The organism is Tistrella sp., from assembly GCF_002684955.1.
Taxonomy (GTDB): domain Bacteria; phylum Pseudomonadota; class Alphaproteobacteria; order Tistrellales; family Tistrellaceae; genus Tistrella; species Tistrella mobilis.
In genome coordinates this window covers 136,419-148,942 of record NZ_NYWI01000034.1, presented here as the reverse complement: position 1 = coordinate 148,942, position 12,524 = coordinate 136,419, and the positions used below count along the sequence as shown (strand labels likewise).

Annotated in this window: 12 protein-coding genes; 6 read left to right on the top strand and 6 right to left on the bottom strand. The window is 66.5% G+C overall.

Going from position 1 to position 12,524, the window contains the following annotated elements:
• Position 1 precedes the first annotated feature (1 nt).
• Genes CMO28_RS11370 through CMO28_RS11360 form a run of 3 tightly spaced genes read right to left on the bottom strand, consistent with a single transcriptional unit; the run spans position 2 to position 4,692 of the window.
• On the bottom strand, positions 2-2,083 hold the full coding sequence (locus CMO28_RS11370; RefSeq protein WP_296713508.1) for a hydantoinase/oxoprolinase family protein: 2,082 nt from the start codon (positions 2,081-2,083) through the stop codon (positions 2-4).
• 28 nt (positions 2,084-2,111) lie between these two features.
• Positions 2,112-3,818 (bottom strand): hydantoinase B/oxoprolinase family protein, encoded by a 1,707-nt coding sequence (locus CMO28_RS11365; RefSeq protein ID WP_322111331.1) that lies wholly within the window; start codon positions 3,816-3,818, stop codon positions 2,112-2,114.
• Positions 3,819-3,876: 58 nt separating this feature from the next.
• Positions 3,877-4,692: a GntR family transcriptional regulator gene (locus CMO28_RS11360; protein WP_296713504.1), complete on the bottom strand. Its 816-nt coding sequence runs from the start codon at positions 4,690-4,692 to the stop codon at positions 3,877-3,879.
• A 616-nt stretch (positions 4,693-5,308) separates the two neighbouring features.
• Here CMO28_RS11360 and CMO28_RS11355 point away from each other — a divergent pair.
• The 4 genes from CMO28_RS11355 (at position 5,309) to CMO28_RS11340 (ending at position 8,015) form a co-directional block, all read left to right on the top strand.
• A complete protein-coding gene (locus CMO28_RS11355; protein ID WP_296713502.1) occupies positions 5,309-6,277 on the top strand; it encodes a hypothetical protein in 969 nt (322 codons plus the stop codon).
• 429 nt (positions 6,278-6,706) lie between these two features.
• Positions 6,707-7,183, top strand: coding sequence for a VOC family protein (locus CMO28_RS11350; RefSeq protein WP_296713498.1), 477 nt, complete (start codon positions 6,707-6,709; stop codon positions 7,181-7,183).
• Positions 7,180-7,521 carry an ArsR/SmtB family transcription factor gene (locus CMO28_RS11345; protein ID WP_296713496.1) on the top strand — a complete coding sequence of 114 codons (342 nt, stop codon included), beginning with the start codon at positions 7,180-7,182 and terminating at the stop codon, positions 7,519-7,521. The genes CMO28_RS11350 and CMO28_RS11345 overlap by 4 nt, the downstream gene beginning before the upstream one ends.
• The gene (locus CMO28_RS11340) at positions 7,518-8,015 is read left to right on the top strand and encodes an SRPBCC domain-containing protein (protein ID WP_296713493.1); all 498 of its coding nucleotides are present in this window, start codon (positions 7,518-7,520) and stop codon (positions 8,013-8,015) included. Before CMO28_RS11345 ends, CMO28_RS11340 begins: the two co-directional genes overlap by 4 nt.
• Here CMO28_RS11340 and CMO28_RS11335 read toward each other — a convergent pair.
• A complete protein-coding gene (locus CMO28_RS11335; RefSeq protein ID WP_296713490.1) occupies positions 7,999-8,565 on the bottom strand; it encodes a LuxR C-terminal-related transcriptional regulator in 567 nt (188 codons plus the stop codon). The two genes, CMO28_RS11340 and CMO28_RS11335, sit on opposite strands and share 17 nt — an antisense overlap.
• 163 nt (positions 8,566-8,728) lie before the next feature.
• On the opposite strand from CMO28_RS11335, the gene CMO28_RS11330 reads away from it, so the two are divergent.
• On the top strand, positions 8,729-9,904 hold the full coding sequence (locus CMO28_RS11330) for a thiolase domain-containing protein (RefSeq protein WP_296713487.1): 1,176 nt from the start codon (positions 8,729-8,731) through the stop codon (positions 9,902-9,904).
• Positions 9,905-9,913: 9 nt separating this feature from the next.
• Positions 9,914-11,452, top strand: coding sequence for a class I adenylate-forming enzyme family protein (locus tag CMO28_RS11325; protein ID WP_296713484.1), 1,539 nt, complete (start codon positions 9,914-9,916; stop codon positions 11,450-11,452).
• Here CMO28_RS11325 and CMO28_RS11320 read toward each other — a convergent pair.
• Positions 11,407-12,135 (bottom strand): UTRA domain-containing protein, encoded by a 729-nt coding sequence (locus CMO28_RS11320; protein ID WP_296713482.1) that lies wholly within the window; start codon positions 12,133-12,135, stop codon positions 11,407-11,409. The two genes, CMO28_RS11325 and CMO28_RS11320, sit on opposite strands and share 46 nt — an antisense overlap.
• A 91-nt stretch (positions 12,136-12,226) precedes the next feature.
• On the bottom strand, positions 12,227-12,520 hold the full coding sequence (locus CMO28_RS11315) for a YciI family protein (protein WP_296713480.1): 294 nt from the start codon (positions 12,518-12,520) through the stop codon (positions 12,227-12,229).
• Positions 12,521-12,524 lie beyond the last annotated feature (4 nt).

Below are 12,524 nucleotides of genomic sequence, written 5' to 3'. Positions count from 1 at the left end.
GTCAGGCTCCCTCACGGTCACTCTTGCGGGCGATGACCAGGTTGCCGAACCGGTCGACCGTGGCATAAAGGTCGGGTTCGACGAAGATGGTGGTGTCGGGCTGTTCCAGGATCGCCGGCCCCTCCACCACGCTGTCGACCGGCAGCTCCAGCCGGGCATAGATGCCGGCATCGTGCCAGGCGCCGTCGACATAGACCGGCCGGGTGCCGGTGCGGGCCAGATCGGCGCCGCCGGTGGTGGTGGGGGCCAGCACGCCCAGATCGAATTTGGGCCGGGTGCCGATCACGGCGGTGCGCAGGTTCAGCACCCGCATGGTGCCGCCCTCCAGCAGCCGGCCATAAACGCCGCGATAGGCATCCTCGAAGGCCGCCGCGATGTCGGCGATGCTGAACGGCGCCGGATCGCCGGCGGCATCGACCGCGATCTCGAACGGCACCGGCACCGTGTGGGTCTGGCCCAGATAGGCCATGTCGAATTCGAAGCGCACGGTCTTGGCGTCAAGCGTCACACCCGCCGCCGCCAGCAGCTTCAGCCCGCCGGCCGCATGCTCGCGCATTGCCCCGGCCAGCATGGCGGGGTCGACCGCATCCAGCACCGCATTGATCGTCTGGACATAGTCGTGGCGCATGTCGGCGATCACGCAGCCCAGCGCCGAGGTGACGCCCGGATAGCGCGGCACCAGGGCCCGGCCCAGGCCGACATCCTTCATCAACGCGCCGACATGCAGCGAACCGCCGCCGCCGAAGGGCATCAGCGCGAAGCGCTTCGGGTCGTAGCCGCGTTCGATCGACACCAGGCGGATGGCGCCGGCCATGCGCGAATTCGCAACCCGGATGATGGCCTCGGCCGCCGCCATCGGCTCCAGCCCCAGCGGCGTCGCCACCTGCGCCTCGATCGCCGCCAACGCCGCCTCGCGGTCCAGCCGGGCAAGCTTGCCGCCGATCGGCCGATCGGCATTGATCCGGCCCAGCACGACATTGGCATCGGTCACCGTCGGCCGGTCGCCGCCATTGCCATAGCAGACCGGGCCCGGGGTCGACCCGGCGCTTTCCGGGCCGATATTCAGCATCCCGCCCTTGTCGACCCAGGCGATCGACCCGCCGCCGGCGCCGATGGTGGTGATCTCGATCATCGGCGTGCGCACGACCATGCCGTAATCGATCGAGGTCTGGGGCGACAGCACGGTGCGGCCGTCGGCGATCAGCGAGACGTCGAAGCTGGTGCCGCCGATATCGCCGGTGATGACGTTGGGAAAGCCCGCCTGTCCGGCGATATAGCCGGCCGCGATCACGCCGGCCGCCGGGCCCGAGAGCGCGGTCCGCACCGGCAGCCGGCGGGCGGTGTCCACCGACATCACCCCGCCATTGGACTGCACGATCAGGAATTCGCCACCGAAACCGTCGGCGATCAGCGCATCTTCCAGCCGCTTCAGATAACCGCCGACCTCGGGTTGGAGATAAGCGTTGAGCGCGGTGGTCGAGAACCGCTCGAATTCGCGGATCTCGGGCAGGATCTCGGTCGAGCAGGTGACATGGTCGTTGGGCCAGAGCGCCCGCACCGCCGCCACCGCCGCGCGTTCATTGGCCGGGTTGGCATAGGCGTTGACGAACAGGATGGCGATGGCGGCACAGCCCGCCTCGATCAGCGCGCGGGCCTCGGCCTCCACCGCGGCCAGGTCCACCGCCTCGCGCAGCGTGCCGTCGGCCAGCACGCGCTCGCGCACCTCGCGGCGCAGATCGCGCGGCACCACCGGTTCGAACGTTCCCCACAGCCCCCAGGTCTTGGGCCGGTCGCGGCGGCGCATTTCCAACACGTCGCGGAAGCCACGCGTGGTGATCACGCCGATCCGCGCGCCCTTGCGCTCCAGCAGCGCATTGGTGCCGGCGGTGGTGCCGTGAACGACGGTGGCGATCCGCGCCTTGTCGGGCACCCGGGTCGAGATGCCGTCCAGAAAGCCCGCCGACTGGTCGGGGCGCGAGGTCGGCACCTTGGAAACCTGGGCGGTGCCCTCGGCCTCGTTCAGGAAGAAGACGTCGGTGAAGGTGCCGCCGACGTCCACGCCGATGACGAAATCCTTGCTCATGGGTCGCAATATCCGTGTCTGGCGTGGGTTATTCGGGCGTGTAGCCGTAATCGCGGGCGGCCGCCTCGGGCGTCAGGTAGCCCAGCCGGATGTCGCGGGCGATCGCCTGGGGGTCGCGCTTCGCCGGGTCGCCGTAACCGCCGCCGCCCGGGGTTTCCAGCCGCACCCGCTGGCCGCGGGCCAGCTTCACGCCGATGGTCTTGGACACCTTCTCCGGCTCGTGCCAGCCGTCATCCTGCTGGTAGTGGAAGCGGTTGAGCGCCGCCTCGCCGCCGCCGACCACGCCCTTGGGCGCGAACTTGCCGCGCTCGCCGAACAGGAAGACCTGGGCGTCCTCTTCCAGCAGCTCGATCTCGTAGACGGCACCCACGCCGCCGCGCGCCTGGCCGGGGCCGGCACTGTCGGGGCGCAGCGCCCATTCGGTGAACATCACCGGATAGGCCGCCTCCAGGATCTCGACCGGCGGGATGGTGGCGGTGGAAATCGGCGCATTGCCGTGGTTCAGCCCGTCGCCCGCCGGGCTGCCGCCCAGCCCGCCGCCATAGAAAGAGAACATCACCCAGCGCCGACCATCGGCCCGGTGGCCGGCCAGCGACAGGGCGTTGATCGTGCCATAGGCATTGCCGTTCACCCGGTCCGGTGCCGCGTTTGCGAAGGTTGCGAAGATCACGTCGATCATTCGCAAAATCGTCTCGGTATAGCCGCCGACCGGCTTGGGGAATTCGGCCGAGAGCAGGGACTTGTCCGGGATCACGAAGTCGATCGGCCGCATCACGCCGGCATTGGCCGGCAGGTCCGGGAAGATGTGCTTGATCGCCACATAGCAGCAGGCGATGGAGGTGGAGCGGCTGATATTGATCGGCCCCTGCGCCGGCCCGGCCGAGCCGGTGAAGTCGAGCGTCAGCCGGTCGCCCCTGATGGTCAGCGTCAGCCGGATCGGCAGCGGCTCGTCGGAAATGCCGTCATTGTCCAGGAAATCCTCGGCCTGCCAGCTGCCGTCGGGCAGGCTCGAAATGGCGGCGCGCATGAGCGTCTCGGCCCGGTCGCCCAGCGCATCGAGCGCCGCCTTGACCAGATCGGGACCGTATTCGTCGAGCAGCGCATCCAGCCGCTTCACGCCCAGATCCAGCGCGTTCAGCTGGCCGTTCAGGTCACCGAAGGCCGAATTCGGCTGGCGGGAATTCATCAGCAGGATGTCGACGATGTCGCGGTTGAGCCGGCCCGCCCGCATCACCTTGACCGGCGGGATGACCACCGCCTCCTGAAAGGCTTCGGTCGCGACCGGGTTGTAGTTGCCGGGCACATTGCCGCCGACATCGTGCCAGTGGCCCACCGAGGCCAGATAGCAGAAGACCCGGCCATCGCGGAAATACGGCCGCACCAGCCGCATGTCCGAGAAATGGGTGCCGCCGGCATAGGCCTCGTTGAAGATGTAGACGTCGCCGTCTTCCAGGTCGCCGTCGCGGGCGGCCTTGTCGATCACCGATTTGACCGCGAAGGCCATCACGCCCACGAAGATCGGCAGTCCCGACTTGCCCTGAACCAGCGTCGCGCCGCTCAAAGGATCGTAAAGGCCGTGGGAGGCGTCATGCGCCTCGGCGATGATCGGGTTGAAGGCGCTGCGGAACAGGGTCGCGTCCATTTCGTCGGCGATCTGTTCCATGCGGCCGGCGAGCACCGCCAGCGTCACGGGATCGATGGCACTCACGTCACGTGGTCTCCCAGAGGCATGCATCCGGCCGGCGGTATCGATGGCCGCCGACGCGTTCTGATCTCTTATGCGTTCTGATCCGTCATTCGCCGACCGACAGGCGCGCGGGCTTCCAGCCGCCGTCCTCGTCGTCGCTGCGGGTCAGGTCCATGCGGTATTCGAACCGGCCGGGCACGTAGAGCGAGACCAGATGGTCGAAGGGCCGCATGGCCTGGTCGTACATGGTTCGGGTCAGCCGGAGCAGCGCCGCCCCGGGCTCGACCTCCAGAAGCACCGCCAGCCGGTCGTCGGCCAGCTGCGCCGACAGCTTCTGACGCGCGGCCGCAACCGCGAAACCCGCCTCCTCGAACAGGCCCAGGCGCGGACGATGTGCCAGGCTCCGCTCGGTGAAGGCGGCGGCCGCCGCCGGCAGGGGATGGGTTGCAAGCAGCGCGAAGGGCCGCCCGTCGGCCGAACGCCCCCGCTCGGCCGCGACCAGTTCGGTGCCCGGATCGATCTTCAGTTCCTCGGCGATGGCGGCCGGTGCTGCAACGCGCGCCAGCGACACCAGCCGCACGCCGGACCGCGCGCCGATGTTCTGAATGGTCGCAATCAGCCCGTCCAGCGGCGCCCGGATCGGCGCCGGCCGGTAGTGATGCGTGACCATGGTTCCGCGGCCGCGCTGGCGCGACACCAGCCCTTCCGCCGCCAGATCGTCCAGCGCCCGCTTGGCGGTGATCCGCGACACGCCATAATCCCGCGCGATATCCAGCTCCGCCGGCAGCACGTCGCCGTCACGCAGCTCCCCGCCCAGAATCTTCTCGCGAAAGATGACATAGAGCCGGTGATAGAGCGGCGTCGGCCCCTCGCGCCCCAGCGCCGCACGCCCGCCTTCTCCCACCTTTTCGCCTTCATCCATATCCCGGATCCCACCCCCGGTATCGCTCATGGAGGGAGCTTAGCGCGGGTGATGTCATAATGCTATATGAATATAGCATTAGGATCAAAACCCGAGGAGCACCATCCACGCCGTGCTCAGCGACAACCATCGCGAATGCAGTGGCCAAGAATACCGGCATCTCTACGACCTGTTCCTTCCGCTCGAAGGCATCTTCTGATCGGCCCGGAGACCTGACTGGTGAAATGGGGGCTTGTGGCGCTGGGCTCGATCAGGGAGAGAGCGGGCTTTGAAAAGTTTGATGCAGGACCGCCATCCCACATCAAACCGAAGACGAAACCCGGGCGAGCTGTTACCTATGTCTCCGGTCTGAAGCGTTACGCTCCTTTCCTGTTGCTCACTCTGTACAGTTTGTGCAAATCCATCGAGAGACTACGACCCATCTGCGCTGGCCTCGTTCACCAACATGGATCATGAATCAGGAATCTCGTCCCTTGGAGTCCCTCAATGATTCAGCATCACCCGAAAGAATGCTCTGATATAACTGTAGAACTTGCGGAGCCTACGGATGCGTCGAGTAATACGTGAGGGCTCTTTTCGAGCCCTCACCGTTGTGAACAATGCGATATCGCTTCGCATGCTGGTTTGTGCTCTCGAAAAAGATGGAATTGAACCAGAAGATGTAGTGGTCATTTCTGCCAGGAAAATCAATGATCCTTGGCTTGACAAATTTGGATACCATCTTGCCTATCCAGCAAAGCCCAGACAGACATTGTTGGGGCAATGGCCATTCATATCGTTTTATCGCTCTGCGGCTCGATTGATACGAGAGGCGATCAATGCACGCGAGCTAAGCCATGTTTACATCGTAAATATTGAGAATCTTCTTACCAATCATCTTCTATTAATGACGGCTGAGCGTCAGGATGTAGAGGTGGCCCTTGTCGTAGAGGGGATTTTTAATTTTCAGGAGATTACGCCTCGTAATCGCGCGCGCTGGCGGTGGGTCGTCAAACCCTCCCTTGCGCGGCTTCTCGGTCTGCGTTGGCATACGCCAGTAGGGCATCTATCTGGAGCCTTTGAGCCAGGCATCTGTCGGGTGGTTTCGTTTACCGAGATCGGCCTGAAGGCACCTGCGGACAAAGTTGACGTCCTCGCATGGCAACCAGTCCGGCCGTCGGTCGTTCCTGATCCTCGGGCACTGGTTGTCGTTCATACGGGCCTCTGGCAATGGATGGACCAAGACGCTTATCTCCATGTGGCCAGGGCATTTGTCCGATGGGTAGAGCGGGAGAATTTCACGCGTATAATTGTGAAGCACCACCCTCATGTTGGCCCGGGAGCACTTGAGGAAATGCTACCTCCCCATGAAACATGGGACACGAGGGCGAGTATGGAGAATCTTGCATCCGAGGTTCCAGCCGTAACTGTAGCTGGAACGTGTTGTACTGCCCTTGTTACGCTGAAAATGTTGAGGCCAGACCTTCGCTGCATTGACGTAGGGGCTGACTTTTATTGTGAGGCGGCCTATCACGGGGACCATAGTGTCGAACACCTGCTGATGGGCGCCGGCGTGGAAGTCGTTTCGATCGGCAGGCCAGGTTGAATGCGGTCATGAGTGGAGGAAGCGCACGGCTTTAGCGGTTTGTGCAGAGAGGTTGGCTTCGGGTACCTCCTGCGGCTTCCTGGGGAGACCGCCTCGAAGGGCTTACAGGAGCGGGGCGTGGGTCCCTTCGACGCGGAAGTGCTCGTCGAGCAGGATACCTTCGCGCTGAAGAAACAGGTCATAGGGATACTGATATTCGCGACGAAAGTCTTGTGGTCTTGCTCTCTTATTATCAAATAAAACCGTCTATTATTAATCACGACCATAAAAACTTAAGATCTGGAAGTCATACCGTCTCCGGTCTCAACACGTCTGAGCGCCCAAAGCGGCAGAGCGCCTTCTCAAAGGAAGGCCCCTCCGGAATTCTCCTTGACGATATAATTCACTATATCGTTAAATATTATCAGAAACTGATAGGGAGTGACCGCCATGGACGACCCCTTCCGCCGGCCGACCTTCGGGTCCGCCGTGTTCTATGAAGATCCCTTCGCCGCCCTCGACTGGCTGGAGGCCGCCTTCGGCTTCGAGCGCAGCCTGATCGTCACCGATACCGACGGCAATCTCGCCCATTCCGAGATGAGCTTCGGCGACGGCTACGTCATGATCGGCCCGATCTGGACCGATGGCGTGGCCAGCCCCCGGCAGACCGGCGGGCGCAATACCCAGACCGTGCATGTTCAGCTGAAAGACGGGATCGAGGCGCATCACGACCGGGCAGTCAAGGCGGGTGCGGTGATCACCCGGCCGCTGGAGCGGCAGTTCTATGGCGATCTCACCTATTGCGCCCGCGACCCCGAGGGGCATGTCTGGAGCTTCGGCCAGACCGTGGCCGTGGTCGGCCGCACCGAGGCCGAGGCGGCGAGCGGGCTGAAGATCGACGGCTGGTTCGAGACCGAGCCCGAATGACGGCCGTCGCATCTCTCGACAGCGTTCTTGCGGCCCTCGCCGACCCGCATCGCCGCCGGGTGGTGGAGCTGTTGCGCGCCCGCCCGCAGCGGGCGGGGGAGCTGGCCGAGGCCATCGGCCTCAGCCCGCCCGCGGCCAGCCGCCATCTGAAGGCGCTGCGCCGGGCGGGGCTGATCGAGGAAAGCCATCCCGATTTCGATGCCCGGGTGCGGATCTACCGGCTGCGTCCCGAACCCTTCTCGGCGCTCAAATCCTGGGTCGACGAGACCGAGCGGATGTGGTCGCACCAGCTGCTGGCCCTGAAGGCGCATCTGGAGGCGGAGGCGACGGAAGAATGACCGGCTCGAAAATCCTGGTCGCGCTGCGCATCGCGGCGCCCACACCGCGCGTCTTCCGCGCCTTCACCGACGAGATCGGCCTCTGGTGGCAGGCGGACGGGCTGTTCGCCTTCACCCCCGGCCCGCCCGGCCGGCTTACCTTCGATCCGAAGGGGCCTGAGGGGCGGCTGATCGAGGAAAAACCCGATGGCGGCCGGTTCGAGATCGGCCGCATCCTGACCTGGGAGGCACCGCCGGCACCAGGCACAGCCGGCCGCCTGGCCCTGACCTGGCGCCAGGCGAGTTTCGCCGCCGACCAGGAAACCCGCGTGTTTGTCGCCTTCGACCCGGTCGAGGACGGCACGAGGGTGACGGTGGAACATCTGGGCTGGGATGCGATCCCGATCAGCCACGCCGCCCGCCACCATTTCCCCGACGGCATTTTCCTGCACCGCCATGGCAGCTTCTGGCGGCGGCAGCTGGCGGGGCTGGCGGCGGTCAGCGCTCGACGATGACCTTGGCGATCAGCTCGGCGGTGTTCGCGACGCCCAGCTTGCGCATGATCGCGCTGCGATGCACCTCCACGGTGCGTGGCGAGATGGCCAGCGCCTGGGCGATCTGTTTGCTGGTCAGGCCGTTGACGACATAGCGGGTCACCTCGCGCTCGCGCGGGGGGAGGGCGGCCGAGCCCGGCGCGCGGTCCTCCAGCCGGTCGAAGGTCCAGACGATCAGGCGGAACGGGTCGTCGGGGGTGAGCGTGCGGCCGCGGGCGCGGGTCCAGATGATCTCGCCGCTCTTGCACTGCATGAACCGCTCGTCCTCGTAGCGGGGGCTGTTCTCCAGCCAGCGATGCCAGCGGGCGCCGGTCTTCTCGTAATCGACGCTCGACGGGTAGAGCATGCGCACCGAGCGCCCCTCCAGCTCGGCCCGGCGCCAGCCGAAGATCGCCTCGATTTCGGCGTTCACCCGCAGGATCCGGCGGTGCGACAGCACCATGATGCCGACCGGCGCGTTCATGAACCCGGCCAGCTCCAGCCCTTCGGTCGACAGATCCTCCGGCTGCATCGTCATCCTCCCGCTTACGTAGCCTTCTACGTATATCCCCTGATTGTCGGGCGCGCTGCAAAGCTTTACCTGTTGGGCCAAGGCAGATCGACGACGGCTGTCGCACAATGATGACGTCTGTCATATAATAACGCCTGTCAGACAATGAACGCGGAGAGCGCCCATGGACCCGCAGATCTACATCACCGGCAGCGGCCACACCCGTTTCGGCCGCCTGTCCCAGACCCTGGAAGAGCTGATCGTCGAAGCCGCGCGTGAGGCGATCGACGAGGCCGGTGTCGATCCGGCCGAGATCGATGCGATCTATCTGGGCCATTTCAATTCGGGCCTGGTGTCCGACGGCTTCGCCTCGTCGCTGGTCAAGGGTGCCGATCCTGCGTTGCGCTTCACCCCGGCCTCGCGCTGCGAGAATGCCTGCGCCTCGGGTGCGGCGGCTTTCCAGGCCGGCATGATGCGCATCGCCGCCGGCAAGGCCCGCAACGTGCTGGTGGTCGGCGCCGAGAAGATGACCCACCGCACCACCGAAGACGTCACCCGGGCTCTCGCCGGTGCCGGCTATCAGAACGACCCGGAAGAGGCCGCCCTCAGCTTCCCGCAGGTCTTCGCCATCGCCGCCCGCGCCTATGCCGACCGTCATGGCGACCCGATGGATGCCATGGCCCGGATCGCGGCGAAGAACCATGCCAATGCCATGGCCAACCCGCTCGCCCAGATGCACAAGCCGCTGCCTTACGAATTCTGCCGCGAGGTGAGCGAGCGCAACCAGCTGATCGCCCCGCCGCTCCGGCTCAGCGACTGCTCGCTGGTCACCGACGGTGCCGCTGCGATCGTGCTCAGCAGCGATCAGGGCCATGCCGCCTCGGCCAGCCGCCGGGTGCGCGTCGCCGCCGCCGAGCAGGTCTCGGACACCCTGCCGCTGGCCGGGCGCGACCTGATCGCCTTCGAGGGCCCGGCCCGCGCGATCCGCGCCGCCTATGAGGCCGCCGGCATCGGCCTGGATCAGCTGGACTTCGCCGAGGTCCATGACTGCTTCACCATCGCCGAACTGCTGATCTACGAAGCCATGGGCCTGGCACCCCAGGGCCAGGGCGCGCGGGCGCTGGAAGACGGCACCGTCTTCGCCGACGGCAAGCTGCCGGTCAACCTTTCGGGCGGGCTCAAGGCCAAGGGCCATCCGGTCGGTGCCACCGGTGTCTCGATGCTGGCGCTCGGCTTCCGTCAGCTGACCGGCCAGGCCGGCGAGATGCAGCGGGCCGGCGCCGAATGGGGCCTCACCTTCAACATGGGCGGCGCGGCGGTCGCCAACTACGCCACCATCCTGCAGGCCGACCGGGCCTGAGCGCAGCCGATGAACATCGCAAGCTGGCTCCATCAGACCGCCCTCTGCTGGCCCGACCGGCCGGCGGTGTTCGAAGGCGATCGCCTGCACCAGAGCTATGACGGCCTGGCGGGCGCGGTATCCGACCGCGCCCGCCACCTGGCCCGGGTGCACGGCATCGGCAAGGGCGACCGCGTGGCGATCTTCGCCAAGAATGCGGCCGAATATCTCGAAACCCTGCATGCCTGCTGGTGGATCGGCGCCGTCGCGGTGCCGATCAACGGCAAGCTCCATCCGGCCGAGGCCGCCTGGATCGTGCAGGATTCCGGCGCGAAACTCGCCTTCACCGACACGGGCGACGTGCTGGGCGCCTGCCCGGGCCTCAGCGAACTCGCCCTCGGCGCACCGGTGCCGACGGGCGGCCCGCGCACGGCACCGGTCGCCTGCGACCGGAACGATCTGGCCTGGCTGTTCTACACCTCGGGCACCACCGGCCGGCCGAAGGGGGTGATGCTCACCCACGACAATCTCCGCCAGATGACGCTGTGCTATGCGCTCGACGTCGATCAGCCACGGGCCGGCGACCACATGCTTTATGCGGCACCCATGTCGCATGGCGCAGGGCTCTATATGTTCGCGCAGATCCGTGCGGGGGGCGCACATCTGGTGCCGGCCTCGCATGGCTTCGATCCGGCCGAGATCATGGCGCTGGCCCGCAGCCATGGCGATCTGGTGTTCTTCGCCGCCCCCACCATGGTCAAGCGGCTGGTCACCGCCGCCCGCGCCGCCGGCTATGACGGCAGCGGCATCCGCACCATCATCTATGGCGGCGGCCCGATGTATGCGGCCGATATCGACGAGGCGGTGGCGGCCTTCGGCCCGCGCTTCGTGCAGATCTACGGCCAGGGGGAATCGCCCATGACCATCTCGGTTCTGCCGCGCGCGCTGGTCGCCGATCGCAGCCATCCGCGCTGGCAGGAGAGGCGCGCCTCGGTGGGTTTCGCCCATGGCGCGGTCGCGGTCACCATCCGCGATGCCGATGGCCGGGAGCTGGCGCCGGGAGAGACCGGCGAGATCTGCGTGCAGGGCCCCACGGTCATGCGCGGCTACTGGAACCGACCGGAGGCGACGGCCGAAACCCTGAAGGATGGCTGGCTGCACACCGGCGATCTGGGCCATCTGGATGCCGAGGGGTTCCTGCACCTCACCGACCGGTCCAAGGACGTCATCATCTCGGGCGGCACCAACATCTACCCGCGCGAGGTGGAAGAGGCCCTGCTGCTGCCCCCCGCCGTGTTCGAGGTGGCGGTGATCGGCGAGCATGACGACGACTGGGGCGAGCGGGTGGTGGCCTTCGTGGTGACCGCCGGCACGGATGCCGCAGATGCCGCCACGCTCGACCTCTGGTGCCGGCAGCAGATCGCCGCCTTCAAGCGGCCGAAGCGCTATGTCTTCGTCGATGCCCTGCCCAAGAACAATTACGGCAAGGTGCTGAAGACCGAGCTCAGGGCGATGGCGGCCGATCAGCCGGCGGCGGACCCCGGGCTGAACCGGCCGACGAAGCGGTAAAGCCCCGCCGGGTGGAACAGGCGGACCTGGGTGATGGTCCGCACCCCCTGCCGGGTTTCGCGGTCCAGGATCAGCAGCGCATCGCCGCGATCCAGGTTGAGCAGCCGCGCGGTCGGGGCATCGGCAAGGCCGGCGCCGATCACATGCACGGCATCCGACCACGGCACCTGCTGCAACAGCCAGCGGCCGGGTGCGGTGGTGGTGAAATCCATCTCCCGCGCCGCCGGCACGGCATCCAGCATCACCAGCCGGCGTTCCAGCGCGACAGCCACCCCGTCGATCCGGTGCAGCCCCTCCAGTCGCAGCACCTCGGTGCCGGCCGGCACCGGAAAGGCGCTGCCCTGGGCTTCGGTCAGGCGCAGCACCTCACGCGACAGCTGTTCATAGGCGTAGCTGCGCCCGGCACGCGCCGCCTCCACCGCGAAATCCTGGATCTCCATCACCGTGCGCTCGATCCGCGGGCGGGTGACGAAGGATCCGGCGCGGCGGCGGCGCTCAATCAGCCCGGCCGCAGCCAGCGCGGTCAGGGCCTTGCTCACGGTCATGCGCGAGCAGCCATAGACCTCCATCAGCTCGTGTTCGGACGGGATGCGATCCCCCGGCTTCAGCCGGCCATCCAGAATGCCGCCCTCTATGTCGCCATAGATGCGCTGATGGAGCGAGGCGGCGGGCGCGTCTGGCACGGCGGGGCATCCCGAAACCGGTGGCCCGCGGCCGGCGCCGCGGGATCGGAATAAGCATAGACAATTGCCCCGCCGCGGCAAGACGGTCGGATCAACCGGTCGGCAGCAGGCCCTTCAGCGCATCGGCCGCCCTGGTCGGCGCCACCTCGTAGACGTCGTAGACGGCGACCCCCGCGGTCACGAAGGGATCGGCGGCGATGATCCGGTCCAGCGCCTCTCGCGCCAGACTGGTCGCCAGGATGAAGCCGCCGCTGCGCGGCACCCGCCGGCCGGCCAGCACGAAGGCGCCGGTGGCGAAATGCTCGCCCACCCAGACCTTATGCGCCTCCAGCTCGGCATCCACCGCCTCCAGCGGTGCTGTATAGGTCAACAACAGGATGTACATCGGC

What these genes read in the sequence shown, in the direction of transcription:
- CMO28_RS11370 (WP_296713508.1), bottom strand. Translation starts at nt 2,083, where the DNA reads ATGAGCAAGGATTTCGTCATCGGCGTGGACGTCGGCGGCACCTTCACC.
- CMO28_RS11365 (WP_322111331.1), bottom strand. Translation starts at nt 3,818, where the DNA reads ATGCATGCCTCTGGGAGACCACGTGACGTGAGTGCCATCGATCCCGTG.
- CMO28_RS11360 (WP_296713504.1), bottom strand. Translation starts at nt 4,692, where the DNA reads ATGGATGAAGGCGAAAAGGTGGGAGAAGGCGGGCGTGCGGCGCTGGGG.
- CMO28_RS11355 (WP_296713502.1), top strand. Translation starts at nt 5,309, where the DNA reads ATGCTGGTTTGTGCTCTCGAAAAAGATGGAATTGAACCAGAAGATGTA.
- CMO28_RS11350 (WP_296713498.1), top strand. Translation starts at nt 6,707, where the DNA reads ATGGACGACCCCTTCCGCCGGCCGACCTTCGGGTCCGCCGTGTTCTAT.
- CMO28_RS11345 (WP_296713496.1), top strand. Translation starts at nt 7,180, where the DNA reads ATGACGGCCGTCGCATCTCTCGACAGCGTTCTTGCGGCCCTCGCCGAC.
- CMO28_RS11340 (WP_296713493.1), top strand. Translation starts at nt 7,518, where the DNA reads ATGACCGGCTCGAAAATCCTGGTCGCGCTGCGCATCGCGGCGCCCACA.
- CMO28_RS11335 (WP_296713490.1), bottom strand. Translation starts at nt 8,565, where the DNA reads ATGCAGCCGGAGGATCTGTCGACCGAAGGGCTGGAGCTGGCCGGGTTC.
- CMO28_RS11330 (WP_296713487.1), top strand. Translation starts at nt 8,729, where the DNA reads ATGGACCCGCAGATCTACATCACCGGCAGCGGCCACACCCGTTTCGGC.
- CMO28_RS11325 (WP_296713484.1), top strand. Translation starts at nt 9,914, where the DNA reads ATGAACATCGCAAGCTGGCTCCATCAGACCGCCCTCTGCTGGCCCGAC.
- CMO28_RS11315 (WP_296713480.1), bottom strand. Translation starts at nt 12,520, where the DNA reads ATGTACATCCTGTTGTTGACCTATACAGCACCGCTGGAGGCGGTGGAT.